General features: G+C 43.7%; 14 protein-coding genes and 1 tRNA gene. All 15 read left to right on the forward strand.

The window, feature by feature from the left end; genetic code table 11:
- Positions 1-3: 3 nt before the first annotated feature.
- Positions 4-2,424 (forward strand): PL29 family lyase N-terminal domain-containing protein, encoded by a 2,421-nt coding sequence (locus NQ505_RS02565; protein WP_225739704.1) that lies wholly within the window; start codon positions 4-6, stop codon positions 2,422-2,424.
- A gap of 12 nt (positions 2,425-2,436) precedes the next feature.
- Entirely contained in the window at positions 2,437-3,318 is an 882-nt protein-coding gene (locus NQ505_RS02570; RefSeq protein ID WP_008642877.1) for a PL29 family lyase N-terminal domain-containing protein, read from the forward strand.
- A gap of 13 nt (positions 3,319-3,331) precedes the next feature.
- Positions 3,332-4,270: a glycerophosphodiester phosphodiesterase family protein gene (locus NQ505_RS02575; RefSeq protein ID WP_008020125.1), complete on the forward strand. Its 939-nt coding sequence runs from the start codon at positions 3,332-3,334 to the stop codon at positions 4,268-4,270.
- Between the two features lie 39 nt (positions 4,271-4,309).
- Positions 4,310-5,392, forward strand: a complete 1,083-nt coding sequence (locus NQ505_RS02580; protein WP_004312647.1) for an SGNH/GDSL hydrolase family protein — start codon at positions 4,310-4,312, stop codon at positions 5,390-5,392.
- Positions 5,393-5,515: 123 nt separating this feature from the next.
- Positions 5,516-6,502 (forward strand): FecR family protein, encoded by a 987-nt coding sequence (locus NQ505_RS02585; RefSeq protein ID WP_004312646.1) that lies wholly within the window; start codon positions 5,516-5,518, stop codon positions 6,500-6,502.
- A 23-nt stretch (positions 6,503-6,525) separates the two neighbouring features.
- The gene (locus NQ505_RS02590; RefSeq protein WP_008998020.1) at positions 6,526-10,068 is read left to right on the forward strand and encodes a TonB-dependent receptor; all 3,543 of its coding nucleotides are present in this window, start codon (positions 6,526-6,528) and stop codon (positions 10,066-10,068) included.
- A gap of 22 nt (positions 10,069-10,090) precedes the next feature.
- On the forward strand, positions 10,091-11,842 hold the full coding sequence (locus NQ505_RS02595; protein WP_008642871.1) for a RagB/SusD family nutrient uptake outer membrane protein: 1,752 nt from the start codon (positions 10,091-10,093) through the stop codon (positions 11,840-11,842).
- A gap of 101 nt (positions 11,843-11,943) precedes the next feature.
- Positions 11,944-13,272 (forward strand): MFS transporter, encoded by a 1,329-nt coding sequence (locus NQ505_RS02600; RefSeq protein WP_008998021.1) that lies wholly within the window; start codon positions 11,944-11,946, stop codon positions 13,270-13,272.
- Positions 13,273-13,407: 135 nt separating this feature from the next.
- Positions 13,408-16,053, forward strand: a complete 2,646-nt coding sequence (locus NQ505_RS02605; RefSeq protein WP_008998022.1) for a DNA gyrase/topoisomerase IV subunit A — start codon at positions 13,408-13,410, stop codon at positions 16,051-16,053.
- The gene (locus NQ505_RS02610) at positions 16,053-16,913 is read left to right on the forward strand and encodes a DUF3316 domain-containing protein (RefSeq protein WP_008998023.1); all 861 of its coding nucleotides are present in this window, start codon (positions 16,053-16,055) and stop codon (positions 16,911-16,913) included. The genes NQ505_RS02605 and NQ505_RS02610 overlap by 1 nt, the downstream gene beginning before the upstream one ends.
- A 46-nt stretch (positions 16,914-16,959) precedes the next feature.
- Positions 16,960-17,994, forward strand: coding sequence for a S41 family peptidase (locus NQ505_RS02615; protein WP_032853238.1), 1,035 nt, complete (start codon positions 16,960-16,962; stop codon positions 17,992-17,994).
- Between the two features lie 73 nt (positions 17,995-18,067).
- A tRNA-Leu gene (locus NQ505_RS02620) sits at positions 18,068-18,152 on the forward strand.
- 55 nt (positions 18,153-18,207) lie between these two features.
- Positions 18,208-19,098 (forward strand): carbohydrate kinase family protein, encoded by an 891-nt coding sequence (locus tag NQ505_RS02625; RefSeq protein WP_008998025.1) that lies wholly within the window; start codon positions 18,208-18,210, stop codon positions 19,096-19,098.
- Positions 19,099-19,348: 250 nt separating this feature from the next.
- The gene (locus NQ505_RS02630) at positions 19,349-22,414 is read left to right on the forward strand and encodes a SusC/RagA family TonB-linked outer membrane protein (protein ID WP_008998026.1); all 3,066 of its coding nucleotides are present in this window, start codon (positions 19,349-19,351) and stop codon (positions 22,412-22,414) included.
- A 64-nt stretch (positions 22,415-22,478) separates the two neighbouring features.
- Positions 22,479-24,011, forward strand: a complete 1,533-nt coding sequence (locus tag NQ505_RS02635; protein ID WP_008998027.1) for a RagB/SusD family nutrient uptake outer membrane protein — start codon at positions 22,479-22,481, stop codon at positions 24,009-24,011.
- The last annotated feature ends 123 nt before the right edge of the window (positions 24,012-24,134 follow it).

The following is a 24,134-nucleotide window of genomic DNA, read 5'->3' on the forward strand; positions in this document are numbered from 1 at the left end:
TATATGAAAAAGTTTATAAGTATATCATTATTTATATCTGCCTGTTTTCTGGGAAGTTGCAGTTCTTACGACGACGAACGAATCTGGCAGGACCTCAACGAAATAGAAAAGACGATCGGAGATTATGAAGCTCAAGCCGAAACATTGACCAAGCAAATGACTTCACTGTCTAAAGTGATCGGGAGTTCGTTTATCACTTTAATCAGTCAGGATGCCGATGGCAACCACGTAATATCTTACAGTGACGGTGGTGGGGAAACCCACACCGTTACGATCGCTACTCAAGAAGATGCCATCAAACTTCCTATCATCACGGCCAAACAGGATACTGACAGTAAATTCTATTGGGCGCAGACGACTGATAAAGGGAAGACTTATACATTCATTCTCGACGGTGACGGAAAGAAATTTCCGATAGGCGGAACGATGCCTGACGTTAAAATAAACGAGAACGGTTATTGGAGTGTGAATGGCGCCAGCACCGGTGTATTAGCCAATGATTTAAGTAATCTGTTATTCAAATCGGCTTATATAGATGATAAAACAGGAGAAGCCGTATTTATTCTGGCAGACGGTCAGGAATTGCGTATGAGTTTACAAGAGGCACTCGGTATCCGGTTCAACAGTCCGGTTTACAATGCAGTAACAGACTATGCTACTCCGGTTAGTATTCCATATGAAATATATGGTACCCAATCGGAAAATGCATATGTAGACTTGTTTACTGCCTACAATATGGAAGTCAAAATAGATAAAGCCTCTTCCACCCTCATCGCTACCATGAAAGAAGGAGCGACTGAAGGAAATATTCTGTTGCTGGCAAGTGCAGGAAATAATACCGTATTGAAACCGATATACTTCACATACGGTACCGCAATTCTGGACGATCCACTATACCAAGGTCATGTAGGTCCTATCCAACTCAAAGGCACCCAAATGGACATAGAAATGCAGATATCTGCCAACATATTCTATCAGGTCAGTACAGAAAACGAGTGGATCACTTACAAAGGAACCCGTGCATTAATTACAACCACACATGCCTTCACCATTCTGGCTAATGAAACGGGTGACGAACGTTCCGGGAAAATAATATTCTCTAATTCGCTGTATAATATATCTTCAAGTATCGATGTGATACAAGAAGCTAAAGAAGTGGAAGCTAAAGGAGGAATCAGTACTGCTGCCGATCTAGTTAATTTTGCAAAAGCCGTAAATAACGGAACAAGTACCTCCCGCTGGCAGAATGACGCCGGAGAGATAGTATTGTTGAATGATATTGATATGTCATCCGTGACCAGTTGGACACCTATCGGTGATATAGATGCTTCCAACTATACTACGGCCGAACCCTATGTTTCCATACATCCGTTTACTGGAACTTTCAACGGACAAGGCCATGCTATCAAGAACCTGAATTGTAGTGCAGATATAACAAATGGTGGATTGGCGTATGGTTTATTCGGTTCGATAGAAAATGCGACAATCAAAAATTTAGTTTTAGGAGATGCCAGTACCACTATAACTTGGATGATGAGCGGAACAGCATCTAAATATACTGTCATAGCTCCTCTTGTCTGCTTCGCCAAAAAATCGGTAATAGAGGGCTGTACCAACTATTATAATATCGACTTCACAGCCGATAATAAATCCGGAGAATTTAACGCACTTTCCGGCCTGGTAGGTACAATTGCCAACACAACCATTGGAGGAGAATCCAAAGCACAAGGTTGTTCCAACAGAGGATTTGTCCGTACAGGACGCATCAGCAATACAGCTAATGGCGGTACAGGTATGCAGACAGCCGGAATCTGCGCCTTCATGGCTAAAGCAGAAGGAGGAAAATTGAATTACTGCACCAACTATGGCGATATCAGTTGTCCGAGCGGAAGAACGGGCGGAATTGTAGCAACACTAATGTATGGTAACATTTACAACTGTGACAACAGAGGAACCATTGAAGATGACAAAGTAGGGCAACATGAAGGCAAAGAAGCGAGTGTGACCTACAATTACAAACGTATGGGTGGAATTGTAGGAGGTACAGACGACCTGAAAACCAAACCGGAATATACAGTAGAGTCCTGCACGAATTACGGAAATGTCATGACTCACCTAAGTGTCCGCACAGGAGGCATCATCGGTCACTCTAACATACAGATTATCGGTTGCGTAAACAAAGGTGCTGTTTTGGGAGATGTATTCACCGAAGGAAATGGGACCAACAGACATGGTCCGGGCTGGTTATGTGGTTATTCTGGTGCTTCCACTGCAACCTGGACCAATTGCAAGGCTTGTGTATGTGGAGGCTATGTCGGTGATTACAGCAAGTATAAGGACGATCCTACTTCTGCACCAGATGCCACTAACCAGAATGCATTTTGTCATGCAAACCAAAATTTCGATCCTAGTATTAATTTCTAAAAGACACAAGATATGAAAAGAATATATTTTGTCTGTTCGGTGCTTTTTTCCCTCCTGCTCACCAGTTGTGGGGATTATGATGACTCTTCGATTCAGAATAAGCTCAATGATTTCAAAGAGCGAATAGCCGCCCTTCAAACCAAAGCGGATAAACTCAATGAAGATATCTCAAAACTGGGATATTTGACGGAAGGAAATGTAATTACCTCTGTTTCCCGAAACTCGGACGGGCAATATGTTATTACCTATAAAGACAACAATAATGAAGAAAAAGCAGTTGTTGTAGCAACCCAGGAAGATGTAATAGAAGCCCCTATACTCGGTGTACGCCTCAACGATGACGACCAGTTGTATTACTGGACCACCACTATTGGCAATGAGACAAACTGGCTCACAGATGATACCGAAAAAAAAGTACCCGTCTGTGGCTATACCCCCGAAATGGGGGTAAATGCCGACGGTTACTGGACAGTCAATGGTGAGATACTCAAGGATAACAAGGGGACTCCTATTACAGCTACAACCGACGAGACGGCCATTTTTAAAAATATTACCAAGACTGATGAGGGATATCTCAAAATCACATTGGGTAATGGGGAAACACTCACACTGGAAGTGTTCAGTTCTCTGAATCTCAGGTTAAAAGCAAATGCTGTTACAAAAATAACCGATCTTTCCAGTCCCCTAAAAATTGAATATGAAGTAACGGGAGCATCTGCAGAAGAAGCATTAGTCACTATTGCCCAAGCGGTGAACGTAAAAGCAACAATCGACAAAGAGACTCATACCCTTACTGTAATATTCGAAAACAATTTTGATGAAGGTCATGTGATCATCACAGCTTACGATCTTCAGCATCTTGTACTTCGTCCTCTTTTATTCAAAAAAAATTAATCCTTAAAATGATATGAATATGAAAAAAAGAATCTTATTCACCGGACTTCTTCTGTTGCTGACTCTAGGCACTTTTGCAGTCACTCCTGTCGCTCCGGACAAGACACATGCGCAAAAGATAGTAGAAGCCATTCACAATCCGAAAACAGACTATGTAGTGGTAGTATCCCACCGGGGAGACTGGCGGGATTATCCGGAGAACTCCATCCCTGCCATCGAATCGATTATCCGCATGGGAGTTGATGTCATGGAACTAGACCTGAAACTAACAGCAGACAGTGTACTTGTCCTTTGTCACGACGGTACTATCGACCGGACTACCACAGGAAAAGGCAGAGTCAGCGACGTAACTTACGACTATATCAAAAGCTGTTTCCTGAAAACAGGCCATAACTGCCCCACTAAATACAAGATGCCGACCTTAAAAGAAGCATTGGCCGTCTGCAAAGACCGTATAGTGGTTAACATAGACCAAGGGTACCAATATTATGATTTGGTAATGGCTATCACAGAAGAATTGGGAGTCACAGAACAAATCTTGATTAAAGGTAAAAAGTCGGTTGATTTTGTAGATGCACAAGCTAAGAAGTATAAACACGCCATGATGTACATGCCCATTATTGATATCAACAAACCAAGCGGACAAGATTTGTTCCGTCAATATATGGACAAGAAAATCATTCCTCTAGCATATGAAGTATGCTGGCAGCAAGAAACTTCGGAAGTAAAAAAATGCATGAAGGATATACTTGCACAAGGTTCTAAAATCTGGGTAAATACTCTTTGGGCCTCACTCTGCGGAGGTGAAGAAGCAGGTATGTACGATGACTATGCTTTTGAACATGGGGCAGAAGTTTACCAAAAGGTATTAGATCTCGGCACATCCATCATACAAACCGACCGACCGGAGTTATTAATCAGCTACCTGAAGAAAATCGGACGGCACAATTAATCCCCGAAAGTAATTATTCTATTTACCAGATAAGAAAACATGAGAAATTTCAGATTGCTCCTTTTGGCTTCGCTTTTGGCACCGACTATCCTATGGGGACAAAGTATAAAAGACATCCGCTATGTAGATGCCTCCCAACTGACCCTTGTAGGAAAAGCCTTGCCTACCCCACATCTATATCACCGTATAGATACGGTAGCTTTCAAGGGATTTTCAAAATCAGAAAACCAGCAAGCCAGATGTTCAGCAGGATTAGCGGTTGTTTTCAGGACCAACTCACCCCAGATTGACCTGCTTCCCTCGTATAAATGGGAATACAGGAAAGATAATGTAACAGGAATAGCAGCTGCCGGCTTCGACCTCTATATCAGACAGAATAATGAATGGATATATGCCAATTCGCTAGCTCCTGCTAAACGGAACGAAGCATTCACACTGATGTATGGTATGGAGCCAAAGGAAAAAGAATGTCTGCTTTACCTGCCGATGTACAGCGAACTCGAATCTCTGAAGATAGGCATTCAGCCGGGATCTTCAATCGAAACGATCCCGAATCCTTTTGGGCAAAAAGTCGTATTCTTCGGTTCCAGTTTTACGCAAGGTATTGGAGCAAGTCGTCCGGGGATGAGTTATCCGCTGCAAATAGAGCGTAATACAAACTTACATGTCTGCAATTTAGGATTCAGTGGCAATGCCAAACTTCAGTCTTATTTTGCGGAAGTGATAGCAGCCACCGAAGCCGATGCTTTTGTATTTGATGTGTTTTCCAACCCCGACGCAATGCAAATCAAGGAACGTTTACAAGCATTTGTAGATATCATTGTAGCCAAACACCCTAAGACTCCTCTGATATTCGTACAAACTATTCAACGGGGCAATGAAGCATTTAACACCTTGATTCGAGCCAGGGAGAGTGACAAACTGGAAATAGTAGAAACTCTTATGAAAGAGATCATCCGGAAATATCCGAATATCTACCTGATAGGCAATCCGTTGCCATCTCCCGAAAACAGGGATACCTGTACCGACGGAACCCATCCGTCTGACCTCGGCTACTACTTTTGGGCTAAGAATTTAGAGAAAAAAATAATCGAAATACTAAATAAAAACAAGTGCTTATGAATATGAGATCAGATTAAAAATACAAATCTATCCCAAATAGAATATCTTATTCAGAAATAATCAACATAATATACTCATTGATAAAGAAAAAAAATGCATTTTTGTACTTTAAACAAATACGCTATGAAGATAACTAATGACATATTAAAAGATTATTTCTATGATAAGTGTTCTCACGAGGAAGAAATAGAAATCCAAAAGTGGTTGACAGAAAATGACAATAGCCTAGTGGACCAGAGTTTCCGTGAGATTATCTCTGAAATTCAAATGGAGAATCATGAGTTATCTCAAAAAGCTTTTGAGAAATTTCAAAAAGCAACTCAACCCCAACAGGTCCGCACACCACGCCCGGGACTTCAGCGTTCAATCCGCTGGATGCAGCGTGTGGCAGCCGTCCTTTTTATACCACTCTTATTTTTAGCCGGATATTTACTTCTTGACAAGAAGGCAAATACACACTGGAATGATATCACCGTACCACACGGTATGCATCAGACACTCACTCTTTCGGATGGAACGACGCTCCATGTCAATTCAGGCACGCGAGTAATTTACCCTTCCGATTTCACAGAAAATAAAAGAGAAATCTTTGTCAGTGGAGAACTCTTTGCCGATGTGGCAAAGGATCCAGACAAGCCTTTTATCATTTCTGCTGGTGACGTCCATGTGCAGGTGCTGGGTACAAAGTTCAATCTCCGTGCCTACGAGAATATCGAGACAGTAGAAGTCGCGCTCGTAGAAGGTTCGGTACTGTTCAAAACTCCAACTCATCCTAATGAGATTTTGAAGAAAGGAGAAATGATTCAGTATAACCGAACTTCACAGAAGATTGTCCGCGATACATTCCTTGCCAATCTGTACAAGTGTCCGGCCAAAAACGAAGGATTCTATTTCAGTAATCTTCCCCTTAATGATATTGTGAAGGAACTGGAATATTATTTCGATACCAGAATCATCATATTAGATCAAAAGCTAGGTGACAGCACTTACATTGCTTACTTCACTAACGGGGAAACTCTCGATGAGATTTTATCCAATCTCAATACAGACGGACAAATGTCCATAACCCGGAGTCAGGGAGTAATCTTGATTACTTCTGCAGCTCCATAAAATTAGCAGTAGTATAACCTGATATGAAGCAAACTAATATTTATAAAAAATATATATCAACGATCTGGTTTGCTTGTGTGATGATATTTTTCTCTCAACCCATTCTAGCACAAGACATAACCTTACAATTAAAGAATGTTACTGTAAAAGAAGCAATAGAAGCTTTACATAAGACCAAAAATTATTCTGTTGTGATCAAATCCGCAGAGATCAACATGAGTAAAAAAGTGTCAGTCAATGCCACTAATGCGCCTATTAAGGCCGTTTTGGATCAGATTTTTGTGGGACAGAATGTTAGCTACGCCATCAACGGGCATAGTATCATTATCAGTAAAAAGTCAGATACCAGTCAGCAAAAGCCCGGTGAGAAAAAGAAACAGACGATTACCGGTATTGTTTATGACGAAGAAGGTAATCCTGTTATAGGCGCTTCAGTGATGAACAAAGAAACCGCACAAGGAGCAATTACCGATCTGGATGGAAAGTTTTCTTTAGAAGCTTTCATACCCTCAACAATCGAAATTTCGTACGTAGGTTATGAAATGGCAACAGTCAATGTAAAAGACAATCAGACCAAGACCATCCGCCTGATTCCTTCCAGCCTGATGATTGACGAGGTAGTCGTAGTAGGCTACGGTAGTCAACGCAGAAGTAACCTGACAGGTGCCGTTTCCACCATCTCTAGTAAAGACCTGAACAACCGCCCGGTAGTGTCTGCTGCCAATGCATTGCAGGGAGCCGATCCATCTGTAAATCTTACTTTTGGTACAGGCTCGCCCGAGTCAGGGTATTCATTAAACATTCGTGGAGGTATCTCTGTCAACGGTGGCACGCCGTTAGTATTGTGTGATGGTGTAGAAGTACCGCTAAATCAAGTCAATGCAAATGATATCGAATCGATTTCTGTATTGAAAGATGCATCTTCATGTGCCATTTATGGAGCAAAAGCATCGGCTGGTGTGGTACTTATTACCACTAAATCGGGAAGTGCCGCAACAAAAGGAAAAGCCAAAATTTCCTATAACGGTCGTTTCGGATGGACACAGAATACGACTTCCACTGATTTTATCCGTACCGGGTATGATTATGTAACTTTCGCCAACAAGTTCTACCATGCATACAATGGTGTGAATATGTATTTGTATGAAGATGAAGAACTCCAGAAGCTCTACGACCGCAGGAATGATATGACTGAGAATCCTGAACGCCCCTGGGTAGAAATCGGAGAAGACGGGAAGTACTATTATTATGGAAATACAGATTGGTATGGACACTTCTACAATCGCACCCGCCCACAGATGGAACATAACGTTTCCATCACCGGAGGTGGCGAGAAGGTGAATTATTATATCAGTGGACGCTACTATCAGCAGTATGGTATGTTCAACATTGATAAAGACCTCTATAAAGATTACTCATTCCGTGCCAAGATGGATGCCCAACTGAATAAATGGATAAAATGGTCGACAAATATCGGATTGGACAACAACAATTACAGATATAACGGAACTTCCAATTATGCAATGACCATTGCTCGTCTGGAATCGAATATCAGTCCGTCATTCGTGCCTTTCAATCCTGACGGAACAATTGTGCAATATACAAACCAACTTTATGCCAACTCCCCTCTCGGAGCCGGCGACGGTGGCTATCTGACATCTCAAAGAGGGCATAACACCAAATCCAGAACACTCTTGTCTGTAGTCAACCAGATTGATATTACTTTACTGGAAGGATTGACTTTGACTGCCAATTACAGTTATCAGCAAAGAAAACAGCTGTATCGCTATCGCAACAACTCATTTGAATATTCACGTAGTCAGGGAGTGACACAGACATTCACTTCCGGAAGTATCTTTAACAACTATGAAGAAGACGAATCTTTCCCCGTCACTCATATGCTGAATTACTATGCTACTTTTGAACATTCATGGGCAAAGAAACATAATCTTAAAGTGGTGGCAGGTAGTCAGTATGAGACTTACCGTAATGTCAACAAAGATACTTCCATGACCAACTTGTCCAATGATAACCTCGACTCCTTTTCGGCAGTAACACCCGAAAGTGTGCTTACCGTATCACAAGATATCAGTGCCTATAAGACTCTTGGTTTCTTTGGGCGTATCAACTATGACTACATGGGCAAATACTTGCTTGAGGTATCCTGCCGTGCTGATGGTTCTTCCCGATTTGCAGAAGGAGACAGATGGGGAATATTCCCCTCGGTATCAGCAGGGTGGAGAATTTCTGAAGAAAACTTCTTCAAACCTGTAAGTGACTGGTGGAGCAGTTTAAAATTACGTGCTTCTGTCGGCAGTCTGGGTAACCAACAAGTAGATTATTACGCTTATCTGCAAACAATCACTTCCGATAACCAATTCAGTTATACCTTTGATGGAGAAGGAAAAGCATACTATGCGAAAATTTCCAATCCAATCTCTTCCGGGCTGACCTGGGAAACTGTTACAACATACAATGTCGGATTGGATATGTCATTCCTTAGAAACCGTCTAAGTATGAGTGCCGACTATTACGTCCGTAAAACAACGGATATGCTGACCACCTCATTGACTTTACCGGATGTATACGGTGCTTCTACCCCAAAAGCCAATTGCGCTGACTTACGGACAAACGGATGGGAATTATCTGTTTCATGGAACGATTCGTTCAAAGTAGCCAACAAGCCTTTCCGATATGGGATACAAGCTACCTTGGGAGATTACCAGCGCACAATCACCAAATACAACAACCCGGACAAACTGATTTCCGACCACTATGTAGGAAAGAAAATGGGAGAAATCTGGGGATACCATGTAGACGGATTGTTTAAAACAGACAAAGAAGCTGCGGAATATCAGGCAAAGATTAATGACAAAGCCGTGAACGGACGTGTTTACAGTAGTAAAGTAGACGGTTATCTACGTGCCGGTGATGTACGCTTTGCCGACTTGAATGGAGACAACGTGATCGGAGCAGGAGCAGGAACCGTAGATGACCCGGGCGACAAACGGATCATCGGAAATACGACTCCAAGATACAACTATTCTTTCCGCCTGGATGCAAGCTGGAATGGTTTTGACGTATCTGCTTTCTTTCAAGGGATCGGTAAAAGAGACTGGTATCCGTCCTCCAGTTCCAGTTCACAAGGAGCGAATTCTTTCTGGGGCCCCTACTCTTTCCCTTCTACCTCATTTATAGAAAAGTCATTCCCGGAAGACTGTTGGACAGAAGATAACAGAAATGCCTTCTTCCCACGCATCAGAGGTTATCAATCCTACTCCGGAGGTTCACTCGGAACAGTCAATGACCGATATATACAGAACATTGCTTATCTGCGTTTCAAGAACCTCTCTATCGGATATACCCTGCCCATCAACAAGCGTTTTTTCGAAAAAGTCCGTGTTTATGTTTCAGGAGAGAATCTATACTATTGGTCGCCTCTGAAGAAGCATAATAAAACCATTGATCCGGAATTGGCTATCTCTAGTAGCACTTACTCATCCAACACAGGTTCGGGATATGCTTATCCACGTGTTTATACTGTTGGAGTAGATATTACTTTTTAATTAATGATTAATCAGATATAGTATGAAAGCTATCAACAAAATAATTATCCTGGGAATGGTGACAACCCTGTTCAGTAGTTGCGACCTGACACTCCTACCGGAAAATGCAGTGACACCGGAGAATTACTTTCAAAATAAATCCGACCTGGAGTTATGGACCAATCAATTTTATACTTTGCTGGATGAACCGGACGCTTCAGCCGGTACAAATGCAGACGATATGATTGACAAAGGCATGGGACAGGTGATTGAAGGTACCCGTTCGGCTGCTAGCGAAACCGGATGGTCATGGAGCAAACTCCGTCACATCAATTATTTTCTGCAACATTCCTCCAATTGTGATGATGAAACCGCCCGCAGCCAATATAACGGTGTGGCACAGTTCTTCAGAGCTTATTTCTATTTCGTAAAGGTACGTCGTTATGGAGACGTGCCCTGGTATGATCAGGTATTAGGTTCGGAAGATCAGGAATTACTGGCTAAAGCCAGAGATTCACGCGAATTTGTGATGGATCGGGTCCTCAAAGATTTCGAAGATGCCGCCACCAGCTTACCAACTAAAAGCACAGACACTCGGAACACAAGAGTCACTAAATGGGCGGCATTGGCATTTGCCAGTCAAGCTGCACTTTATGAAGGGACTTATCGGAAATACCATGGACTGGATAATTATGAGAAATACCTGGAAATTGCAGCAAGCACTGCCCGGCAGTTTATTGACGAAAGCGGCTTCAGCCTGTATAAAGAAGGAACGGAACCTTACAGAGATATGTTCTGTGCCGACAACGCCAAAACCACAGAAGTCGTACTGGCAAGAGCTTATAACTTCGAAGGTTTGCAATTATCACACTCCGTACAATTCAGCATCGCTAACCTGCAAATGGGATTTACCCGCCGGTTTATGAATCACTACCTGATGGCGGACGGAACACGTTTCACTGATAAACAAGGATATGAAACAATGTTTTACACAGACGAGGTGAAAAACCGCGATCCACGCCTGCAACAAACCGTACTTTGTCCGAACTATATCCAAAAAGGAGAAACAACCGTGACCGCCAATGACTTAACTGCTTATTGCGGCTACAGACCTATCAAATTTGTAGGTACCAAAGATCATGACGGAGCCGCTAAAAGTACCTCCGATTGGCCTTTGATGCGAGCAGCGGAAGTCTACCTGAATTATGCCGAAGCCAAAGCCGAACTGGGAACACTCAAACAAGAAGACCTGGATATCTCTATCAATAAAATTCGAGAACGGGCTAAAATGCCGGATCTGAATCTTACGGATGCCAACAGTAACCCTGATCCTTATCTGGCAGCTTGCTATCCGAATGTTGAGCAGGGAACGAATAAGGGCGTCATTCTCGAAATCCGTCGCGAACGTACAATTGAACTAGTAATGGAAGGGTTGAGACAATGGGATTTATTCCGTTGGAAAGAAGGTAAACAAATGTTCAATCATTACGTACCTTACTACGGTATTTATGTTCCCGGAGTAGGAACATACGATATGGATGGTGACGGGAAGCCTGATCTGGAAATCTACGAAACCACAGCGACCTCCCAATGTGATAATAAAAAGAAACTGGATAAGGATATCTATCTCTCCAACGGAACATCCGGTTATATTATCGGATTCCCCAAAGTTACTTATGGCAAAGACTGGAAAGAGGAAAGAGACTACTTATGGCCTATCCCTGCTGACCAGCGCGTACTTACACAAGGCATTCTAACCCAAAATCCGGGTTGGGAAGATGGACTAAGCTACTAACTAACTCTTTATTTATTTCTTCATCAGAAGGTGTATCGGAAGATAATCGATACACCTTCCCATTACTATCGCCTTTCACTAGGCTATCAAATCCTACCACCATGTTAAAACAACTTATCAAATTTTATCACATCAGCACTCCTGCGACTCCTCTTAAAAAAGACAAGAAAAAACTTAAAAGATTGCAGTGGGCTACCTTTCTTTCCGCCACAGCCGGATATGGTATTTATTATGTCTGTCGGCTAAGCCTGAATGTAGTAAAGAAACCGATTGTTGAAGAAGGAATCTTTTCAGAAACAGAGCTCGGTATTATCGGAGCAGTGTTATTTTTCACCTATGCTATCGGAAAATTCACTAACGGATTTCTGGCAGACCGCAGCAATATCAGGCGTTTCATGTCCACCGGACTGCTAATTACAGCCCTGGCAAACTTATGCCTAGGATTCACCCACTCTTTCATTCTATTCGCCATATTATGGGGAATCAGCGGATGGTTTCAGTCAATGGGGGCTGCTTCTTGCGTAGTCGGATTATCCCGTTGGTTTGAAAATAAGAAACGGGGATCGTTCTATGGCTTCTGGTCGGCAAGCCACAACATCGGGGAAGCAATGACTTTCATTATTGTCGCCTCCATTGTCAGTGCTTTAGGATGGAGATACGGTTTCATTGGAGCCGGAAGTATCGGAATAATCGGGGCATTAATCGTCTGGAGATTCTTTCATGATTCTCCGGAAAGTGAAGGGCTGCCTGCCGTCAATCATCCACAAATGCAAAGTGAAACAGGTGATGCTGCCGATTTCAACAAGGCACAACGGCAAGCTCTAATGATGCCCGCAATTTGGATACTTGCCATTTCGAGTGCATTGATGTACGTCAGCCGCTATGCCGTAAACAGCTGGGGAGTCTTCTATCTGGAAACCCAGAAAGGATATTCTACACTGGACGCCAGTTTTATCATTTCTATCGGTTCGGTTTGTGGAATTATCGGTACAATGTTTTCCGGTGTCATCTCCGACAAGTTTTTCAGTGGGCGCAGAAATGCTCCTGCACTCATCTTCGGTCTGATGAATGTAATGGCACTTTGTCTGTTTCTATTAGTTCCGGGTGTCCACTTTTGGGTAGACGCGTTATCCATGGTACTGTTCGGTACTGCGATCGGAGTACTCCTCTGTTTCTTGGGCGGATTGATGGCAGTTGACATTGCTCCCCGGAACGCTTCAGGTGCAGCATTAGGAATCGTAGGTATTGCCAGTTACATCGGGGCAGGTATACAGGATATTATGAGCGGTATTCTCATAGGAGGGCATAAAAGCATTGTCGATGGCAAAGAAATCTATGACTTTTCTTATATCAATATTTTTTGGATCGGAGCCGCATTACTCTCCGTCTTTTTTGCTTTATTGGTATGGAATGTGAAATCAAAGGATTAACAGAACTGTCAGTATCATAAAAAACGTGAGTTCTTTTCGTCCTCATATGAATTTATTTCGTATTTTTGCGTGGACATCCCCTTTTTTGATGTTCAGGAAGATAATTTGTTGTTAAAGCAAAGCGAAGATTGATATATGAGTGACGAAATCAACGAGATAACGGAAGGACATTCAGACTACAAACCGGCGGACACGCGGGACGAAAACGTAAAGCATCAGTTAACAGGCATGTACCAGAATTGGTTTCTGGACTATGCTTCATACGTTATACTGGAACGTGCCGTGCCTCATATCAATGACGGTTTAAAGCCTGTGCAACGACGTATTTTACATTCAATGAAACGTCTGGACGACGGACGGTATAATAAAGTGGCTAACATTGTGGGACACACCATGCAGTTCCACCCTCACGGTGATGCTTCTATCGGAGATGCCCTGGTACAGTTGGGACAGAAAGACCTGTTGATCGATTGTCAGGGTAACTGGGGTAATATCCTCACCGGAGACGGCGCAGCTGCTCCCCGTTATATCGAAGCACGCTTGTCCAAGTTTGCGCTGGATGTTGTCTTCAATCCCAAAACTACCGAATGGAAACTTTCTTATGACGGACGAAACAAGGAACCGGTCACTCTTCCTGTGAAATTCCCGTTATTATTAGCACAGGGAGTGGAAGGTATCGCCGTGGGACTTTCTTCAAAAATTTTACCACACAATTTCAACGAACTTTGTGATGCCTCTATCAGCTATTTACGCGGAGAGGAATTCCAACTATATCCTGATTTCCAGACAGGAGGCTCTATCGATGTAGCCAAATACAACGACGGAGAGCGTGGCGGAGCCGTGAAAGTACGTGCCAAGATCAACAAGATTGATAATAAAACGCTTGCTATCACAGAAATTCCATACGGAAAGACGACTTCGACAGTGATCGACTCTATCCTGAAAGCTGTTGATAAAGGAAAGATCAAAATTCGTAAGGTAGACGACAATACGGCTGCCAACGTAGAAATATTAGTGCACCTCGCACCCGGCACCTCATCAGATAAAACGATTGATGCTCTGTACGCTTTCACTGACTGTGAAGTAAGCATCTCGCCCAACTGCTGTATTATCGATGACAGTAAGCCACATTTCCTCACTGTGAGCAAAGTCCTGAAAAAGTCGGCAGACAATACGATGGATTTGCTGAAGCAGGAGCTGGAAATCAAGAAAGGAGAAATTCTGGAATCCCTGCATTTCTCTTCTCTCGAAAAGATATTTATCGAAGAACGCATCTATAAGGATAAAGAGTTCGAGCAATCCAAAGACATGGATGCAGCCTGTGCACATATCGACGAACGTCTGACACCTTACTATCCGACATTTATCCGTGAAGTTACGAAAGAAGATATTCTCAAGTTGATGGAAATCAAAATGGGGCGTATCCTGAAATTCAACTCAGACAAAGCAGATGAACTGATCGCCAAGATGAAAGAGGAAATTGCCGAGATTGATAACCACCTGGCTCACATCGTGGATTATACCGTCAACTGGTATCAGATGCTGAAGAACAAATACGGCAAGAATTTCCCGCGCCACACGGAATTGCGAAACTTCGACACCATCGAAGCAGCCAAAGTAGTAGAAGCAAACGAGAAACTCTATATCAACCGTGAAGAAGGATTTATCGGAACGACCTTGAAGAAAGATGAGTTCGTAGCCTGCTGTTCGGATATCGACGATGTCATTATCTTCTTCCGTGATGGTAAATATATCGTCACCCCCGTTGCCGATAAGAAATTTGTCGGTAAGAACGTTCTTTATGTCAATGTATTCAAGAAGAACGATAAACGTACAATCTACAACGTAGCCTACCGCGACGGAAAAGAAGGAACGACCTACGTAAAACGTTTCGCCGTAACTTCCGTGGTCCGCGACCGCGAATATGATGTGACACTGGGAACTCCCGATTCACGAATTACCTATTTCAGTGCCAACCCGAACGGAGAAGCCGAAATTATCAAAGTGACATTGAAGCCGAACCCGCGTGTACGCCGCATCATCTTCGAGCATGACTTCAGCGAAGTCAGTATCAAGGGACGCCAGGCACGGGGGATAATTCTCACCCGCTTGCCGGTACACAAAATATCCTTGAAACAGAAAGGCGGCTCTACTCTCGGTGGACGTAAAGTCTGGTTCGACCGTGACATACTTCGCCTCAACTATGATGGACGCGGCGAATACCTGGGAGAATTCCAAAGTGACGACTCCATACTGGTTGTACTGAACAATGGTGATTTCTACACCACCAACTTCGATTTGAGCAATCACTACGAAGACAATGTGAGCATCGTTGAGAAATTCGATCCCCATAAGGTATGGACCGCTGCACTTTATGATGCCGATCAACAGAATTACCCGTACCTGAAACGTTTCTGCTTCGAGGCCTCCAACCGCAAACAGAACTATCTGGGAGAGAATAAGAATAACCGCCTCATCTTGCTGACCGACGAATACTATCCACGCCTGGAAGTAATATTTGGTGGTCACGACAGTTTCCGTGATCCATTGGATATCGATGCAGATGAATTCATTGCTGTCAAAGGGTTCAAAGCCAAAGGAAAACGTATCACTACCTATGCCGTGGATACGATCAACGAACTTGAACCGACCCGCTTCCCCGAACCTGCGCAAGAGCAACAGGAAAGCCCTGAAGAGGAACCGGAAAATCTGGACCCGGACAACGATAAGAGTGAAGGCGATATTATTGATGAGATCACCGGGCAGATGAAATTATTCTGATGAAGAAAAAACTAATATACCTAGGGCTGACAGGATGCATCCTGTTCGCCCTTTGCACCAGATTACAAGCGCAGATTGACAGTCTGCAAACCCATCGGTATGTAACACGTGCCACCATGTACGGTGTAGGATTTACCAACGTATTCGACACCTATCTTTCGCCGCAGGAATACAAAGGAATCGACTTTCGCATTTCCCGCGAGACGATTCGGATGACCAAGTTATTCGATGGAAATGTGTCTGTGCAAAATTTCTTTCAGGCAGACATCGGTTATACCCACAACCGTGCCGATAACAATAACACCTTCTCCGGATTAGTCAACTGGAATTACGGATTACACTACCAGTTTCGGCTGACGGAGAATTTCAAATTATTAGCCGGAGGATTGATAGATGCCAACGGAGGCTTTGTCTATAATCTCCGGAACACCAACAATCCGGCGTCCGCACGGGCATACGTCAACCTGGATGCCTCCGGAATGGCTATCTGGCATTTGAAAATCAAACGGTACCCGATGGTATTACGCTATCAGGTCAACCTACCGGTGATGGGAGTGATGTTCTCACCGCACTACGGACAATCTTATTACGAGATATTCTCTCTGGGAAATTCAAGCGGAGTGATAAAGTTCACCTCCCTGCACAACCAGCCTTCATTGCGTCAGATGCTCTCCGTCGACTTACCGATAGGATATACCAAAATGCGATTCAGCTATCTGGCCGATTTGCAACAGTCCAATGTAAACAATATCAAGACACATACCTACTCGCACGTATTCATGGTAGGATTTGTGAAAGACCTATACCGTATCCGAAACAAAAAAAGAACAGCTTTGCCTTCATCGGTTAGAGCCTACTAAGAGAACAAAAATTTAATGTTGAAACTTCAAGCGAGATCAATTAAGAATGAGAAATAAGATTAGACAAATGCTTTGGCTGCTCTGCTGTCTTCCGGTATTGACCGGTTGCATCGGAGAAGAAGAGTACGCTAATGATCCTGTAGGAAACTTCGAACAACTATGGAAGATCATCGACGAACAGTATTGTTTTCTTGAAGCAAAAGGTATTGACTGGGATGCCGTTCACGACCAATATAGCCCACTGATTATTCCGACAATGTCTAATGACGACCTGTTCGACATCCTAAGCCAGATGCTATACATTTTAAAAGACGGACATGTCAATCTATCCTCTGCCAAACGTACTTCTTTCTACGATGAATGGTATCAGGGTTACGACTGGAACTACCGGGAAGATATTCTCTATCAAACTTATCTGGGCAGTGCCAGTACAGGATACTACACATCCGCCGGTTTAAAGTATAAAATATTCGATAACAACATAGGATATATTCGTTACGAAAGTTTCAGCTCCGGAGTCGGAGACGGCAACTTGGATGAAGTTCTTCTCTACTTGGCCACCTGCAACGGATTAATCATCGATGTACGTGATAACGGAGGCGGAAACCTGACCAATTCCACCCGGATCGCCGCCCGGTTTACCAACGAAAAAGCGCTCACCGGATATATACAGCATAAAACCGGACCGGGACATAATGATTTCTCCAAGATGGAGCCGATCTATCTGGAACCATCCAACAGTATCCGGTGGCAAAAGAAAGTAATCATCCTGACCAATCGTCGCTGTTATAGTGCTACCAATGACTTTGTGAATGCGATGCGTAGCTTAAACAAGGACAATGAAGATAAACGAATCATCCAGTTAGGTGACTGGACCGGAGGTGGTTCGGGACTTCCTTTCTCATCGGAATTACCTAATGGATGGAGCATCCGTTTCTCCGCCAGTCCGCATTTCGATAAAAACAAGCAACCCTTGGAAGAAGGTATTGAACCGAATATTGCTATCAATATGTCTGAATCAGACCAACTTAAGCACAAAGACACTCTGATTGAAAAAGCATTCGAAATCTTAAGTGAATAACTTTATTGTCGAATTATTTGCCAAATCAGAAAATCTTCCTATCTTTGCACCGCTAAACAAAAAAGCTACACATGCGGATGTGGCGTAATTGGTAGCCGCGCCAGACTTAGGATCTGGTGCCGTGAGGCGTGTAGGTTCGAGTCCTATCATCCGCACCAAAATAAACTAGAAGCCTTCAAGATACTATCTTGGAGGCTTTTTAATTAGTTAAACATGAATAAACATCAACTTTGCTGCATCGGTCACATCACATTAGACAAAGTAGTCACTCCTCAAAACACTGTCTACATGCCGGGAGGAACAGCTTTTTACTGCTCACATGCCATCCGTCATTTTAATGATATTGATTATGCGCTGGTAACGGCAGTAGGCGCCACCGAAATGAAGGTTGTAGAGCAACTACGCGAAGTGGGTATTAACGTAACCGCCTTACCTAGCAAACACTCCGTATACTTCGAAAACATCTATGGCGCCAATCCGGACGACCGCACCCAACGTGTATTAGCGAAAGCCGATCCGTTCACCGCCAGCCAACTCAAAGAGATAGATGCACAAATCTACCACCTCGGTTCTCTGCTGGCAGATGATTTTTCATTAGAAGTCATCAAAGCATTATCCCAAAAAGGTTTGATTGCAGTAGATTCGCAAGGTTACCTGCGCGAGGTTCGTGACACTCACGTCTATCCGGTGGACTGGACAGACAAGCGAGAAGCTTTGCAATATATTCATTTCCTCAAAGTCAACGAGCATGAAATGGAAGTGTTGACCGGTCTTTCCGATCCGCATGAAGCTGCCCGTCAATTATATAAATGGGGAGTAAAAGAAGTATTAGTCACATTGGGAAGCATGGGTTCACTTATTTTCAACGGAAAGGAATTTTATCGCATCCCGGCCTATAAACCCAAAGAAGTGGTAGATGCAACAGGATGTGGAGACACCTATACCATCGGCTATCTATACCAACGGGTATCAGGAGCCGACATTGAAGAAGCAGGACGTTTTGCTGCAGCCATGTCCACATTAAAAATAGAGAAATCCGGTCCTTTCAGTGGCAGCAAAGAAGATGTTATTCGATGCATGACCACTGCGGAACAAATGTTTTAAAACAGGAAATCTTAAAACCAACAATATATATACAAAAGAGGTACCACCCCCAGCTGGCAATCCTCATCCTATTATTCAGGCATGAATCACCCCGATTCGTGCCTGAACTTTTTTCAACAGTCACCTCCCTTTTAGTGTTAAAAACAGGCTTTCCCTCTTTTTTCCAAAATCTTTTTTGAATTTCGTTTGTTTCCTTTGTTACTCTCGCCAAAAGACGGCAGAAAAAAGACTTCAACCTAAATAATAACAAATGGAAAAATTTAATGCAATGAGGACTAGACTTTTACAACATCTTCAGAAAAAAGCCATCAGGTCAAGGAGCATCATGACGCTTGTTTGCCTGCTACTGGCCTCTGCATCAGTCTTTGCACAGACAAAGACGGTGACAGGAACAGTGACGGATGCTGCCAATGAGCCATTGATCGGTGCATCGGTACTCGTACAAGGAACTTCCACCGGAACCATCACGGATATGGACGGTAAATATTCAATCTCTGTCACTCCGGAGGACGTGCTGGCATTTTCATACGTGGGAATGACTTCGCAAAGCGTCAAAGTGGGAACACAGAGTGTAATCAATGTCACTTTAAAAGAAGACTCGCAAGTGCTAGCCGAAACAGTCGTTATCGGATACGGTAGTGCAAAGAAAAGAGACTTGACAGGTTCTATCACCAATGTCAAAGGAGAAGAAATAGCCAACAAACCGGCTATGAATCCGCTGTCTTCCCTCCAGGGAAAGGTGGCAGGTGTGCAGATTGTAAACTCCGGACGGGCCGGATCTGATCCGGAAATCCGTATCCGCGGAACAAACTCCATCAACGGATATAAACCGCTTTACATTGTCGACGGACTATTCAACGACAACATCAATTTTCTGAATCCGGAAGACATCGAGTCTATGGAGATTCTGAAAGACCCGTCATCTTTGGCTATCTTCGGTGTTCGCGGTGCGAACGGTGTGATTATCATCACCACAAAGAAAGCCAAAGAGGGACAGACGCTGGTGAATATCAACACTTCTTTCGGTTTCAAAAAAGTGGTGGATAAGGTGAAAATGGTGAATGGTTCACAATTCAAGGAACTATATAGCGAACAACTTGCCAATCAGGGAGACGCTCCGTTCGATTATACCGGTTGGGATGCCAATACAGACTGGCAAGACGAAATTTTCCAAACTGCTTTCATTACAAACAACAACATTAGTATTACAGGGGCTTCGCCCAAACATAGCTTCTATCTGGGTGTAGGCTACTCTTACGAACAGGGAAACATTGAGCATGAGAAATTCAGCAAGGTGACCATCAACGCCAGCAATGATTATAAGATTACAGACTTCTTGAAAGTCGGTTTTCAGTTTAACGGAGCACGTATGCTCCCTGCCGATTCCAAGCAGGTACTGAATGCTCTTCGTGCCACTCCTATTGCTCCGGTGTATAACGAAGAATATGGATTATATACCTCTCTGCCCGAATTCCAGAAAGCACAGATCAACAACCCGATGGTAGATATAGGCTTAAAAGCGAATACTACCAAAGCCGAGAATTATCGGGCATCGGGTAACATTTACGGTGAAGTGGACTTCCTGAAACATTTCAAATTCAAAGCTACGTTCTCAATGGATTATGCATCCAATAACGGACGTACCTACACACCGATCGTAAAAGTATATGATGCCGCAGTTAGCGGAAACGTCTCTACGTTGGGAACAGGAAAGACAGAAGTCAGCCAGTTCAAGGAAAATGAGACGAAAGTACAGAGCGACTATGTATTAACCTATACCAATAGTTTCGATAATGGCAATCATAACCTGACTGCAACCGCCGGTTTTACGACTTACTACAACTCTTTGAGCCGGTTGGACGGAGCACGTAAACAAGGTGTAGGACTGGTTATCCCCGACGATCAGGACAAATGGTTTGTCAGCATCGGTGATGCCGCCACAGCCACCAATGGAAGTACCCAATGGGAACGCAGTACGTTATCCGTGCTTGCACGTGTCATCTATAATTATAAAGGCAAATATCTGTTCAACGGTTCATTCCGCCGGGATGGTTCTTCCGCTTTCTCCTATACAGGCAATGAATGGCAAAACTTCTTCTCCCTGGGTGGAGGTTGGCTGATGTCTGAAGAAGAATTCATGAAAGATATCAAATGGCTTGACATGTTGAAAATCAAAGCATCCTACGGTACACTGGGAAACCAGAATCTGGATAAAGCCTATCCTGCCGAACCGCTATTGACCAATGCCTACTCGGCAGTCTTCGGAAAGCCTTCTATCATTTATCCGGGCTACCAACTGGCTTATCTGCCTAACCCTAACCTCCGTTGGGAAAAAGTAGAAGCATGGGAAGCCGGATTCGAAACGAATGTTCTTCGTAACCGCTTGCATTTTGAAGGTGTTTATTACATGAAGAACACCAAAGACTTGCTGGCAGAAGTTCCCGGTATTTCCGGAACAATCCCCGGCATCGGTAACTTGGGACAGATTCAGAATAAAGGAGTAGAAATGGCAGTGACCTGGCGTGACCAGATCGGCGAATGGGGATATTCTGTCAGTGCTAACCTGACTACCATCAAGAATGAAGTGAAGAGCCTCGTTCAGGATGGATATTCCATCATTGCCGGAGATAAGCAACAAAGTTATACGATGGCGGGTTATCCTATCGGATATTTCTACGGATATAAGGTAGCAGGCGTTTATCAGTCACAAGCCGACATCGATGCATCTCCGGAAAACACACTGGCAACAGTTACCCCCGGTGACTTGAAATTTGCCGATGTCAACGGTGATGGTAAAATCACTCCGGAAGACCGTACCATGATAGGCAATCCGACTCCTAAAGTAACTTACGGTTTATCTCTCGGAGTAGATTACAAAAACTGGTCGTTAGGCATCGACATGATGGGACAGGGTGGAAACAAGATTTACCGCACATGGGACAATTACAACTTCGCCCAATTCAACTACCTGGAGCAACGCCTGGGCCGTTGGCACGGAGAGGGTACTTCCAACACGCAACCCTTGTTGAATACCAAACATTCCATCAATACGATGAACTCCGACTATTACATTGAGAACGGAAATTTCTTCCGTATCCGTAATATACAGTTGGCTTACGCATTCGACAAGAGCCTGCTTGCAAAGATACGTTTACAGGCACTCAAGGTTTATGTGAACATACAGAACCTGAAGACATGGAAACATAACACCGGATATACACCGGAATTGGGAGGTACCGCTACTGCATTCGGAGTAGACAACGGCAGCTATCCCGTACCGGCAGTCTATACTTTCGGAATCAACTTAACATTCTAGTGATAAGGTGTCACTGCCAGTTTTCCATGCGGGACACCACTTTAATCTTTAAAACTATCATTATATGAAACTGAATAAATATATATTTGCAACCCTTATCACTTCAACTGCCTTATTTCTAGGTGGTTGTAGTGACTTCCTGGACCGCAGTCCACAAGGACAGTTCACGGAAGATGATAATCCGAACGCACTGGTCAACGGTAAGATTTACAACGTCTATACGATGATGCGTAATTATGATGTCACCGCCGGACCTCCTGCACTTGCCATCCACTGTTTCCGTTCCGAAGATTCGGAAAAAGGAAGTATTTCCAGTGACGGTTCTGATGTAGCCGAAATGTACGACGACTTCCTGTACACACCGACCAACGGTTTGCTGGGTGCTTATTGGGGGAAAAATTATGCCATCATCTACCAATGCAATGACATACTTACCGCCATCGCAGATAAAGAAACAGCCGGACAGACAGAGGCTGAAGACATTATCAATAAAGGAGAGGCTTCTTTCTTCCGCGCCTATTGTTACTTCAACCTAGTAAGAGCCTTCGGTGAAGTTCCTCTGGTAACTTATAAAATCAATGATGCTTCGGAAGCCAATATCCCGAAAACAACGGTGGATAAAATCTACGAGCAGATAGACAACGACCTGAAAACAGCGGAAGAGTCATTGCCGGAAACATGGAGTACCGAATACACCGGACGCTTGACCTGGGGAGCTGCCCGTTCTTTACACGCGCGTACTTATATGATGCGCAACGATTGGAACAATATGTACACAGCCTCTACCGACGTTATTAAAAAAGGATTGTACAACCTGAAGACTTCCTACGATGAGATATTCACGGACGACGGCGAAAACAATGGCGGTTCCATATTCGAACTGCAATGCACAGCTACTGCCGCTCTTCCTCAAAGTGATATTATCGGTAGCCAATTCTGTGAAGTACAAGGAGTACGTGGAGCTGGTAAATGGGACTTAGGCTGGGGATGGCACATGGCAACAGAATATATGGCACAGGCTTATGAGCCAGGTGACCCGCGTAAAAACGCCACCCTACTCTACTTCCGCCACTCAGATGATGAGCCTATCACCCCGGAAAACACCAATGAGCCTTATGGCGAATCTCCGGTTTCTCCGGCAATAGGGGCTTACTTCAATAAGAAAGCATATACCGATCCGGCTTTGCGTAAAGAATACACCAACAAGGGATTCTGGGTAAACATTCGCTTGATTCGCTACGCAGATGTATTATTGATGGGAGCTGAATCAGCCAACGAAAAAGGAATCCCGGGTGAAGCAATCGACTATTTGGAACAGGTCCGCGCACGTGCCAGAGGTACCAATACCAATATATTGCCTAAAGTAACGACCACCGACCAGGGAGAACTGCGTGATGCCATCCGCCACGAACGCCGTGTGGAACTGGGAATGGAATTCGACCGTTTCTACGATCTTGTTCGTTGGGGTATTGCAAAGGAAGTACTGCACGCAGCCGGTAAAACAAATTATCAAGACAAAAACGCATTACTGCCATTGCCTCAAACAGAGATTGACAAGTCTAAAGGAGTACTGGTACAGAACCCCGACTATCAATAAAAAAGTTTCTCGGTGCCGAACGGTTGTTTCCTCGGTGCCGAAACTACTGTTTCTCGGTGTCGAACAATGTCCTCCTCGGTGCCGGACATTCAACATATAGGGAGGACTTTATAGTAACGGATA

The organism is Bacteroides sp. D2, assembly GCF_025147085.1.
GTDB lineage: Bacteria > Bacteroidota > Bacteroidia > Bacteroidales > Bacteroidaceae > Bacteroides.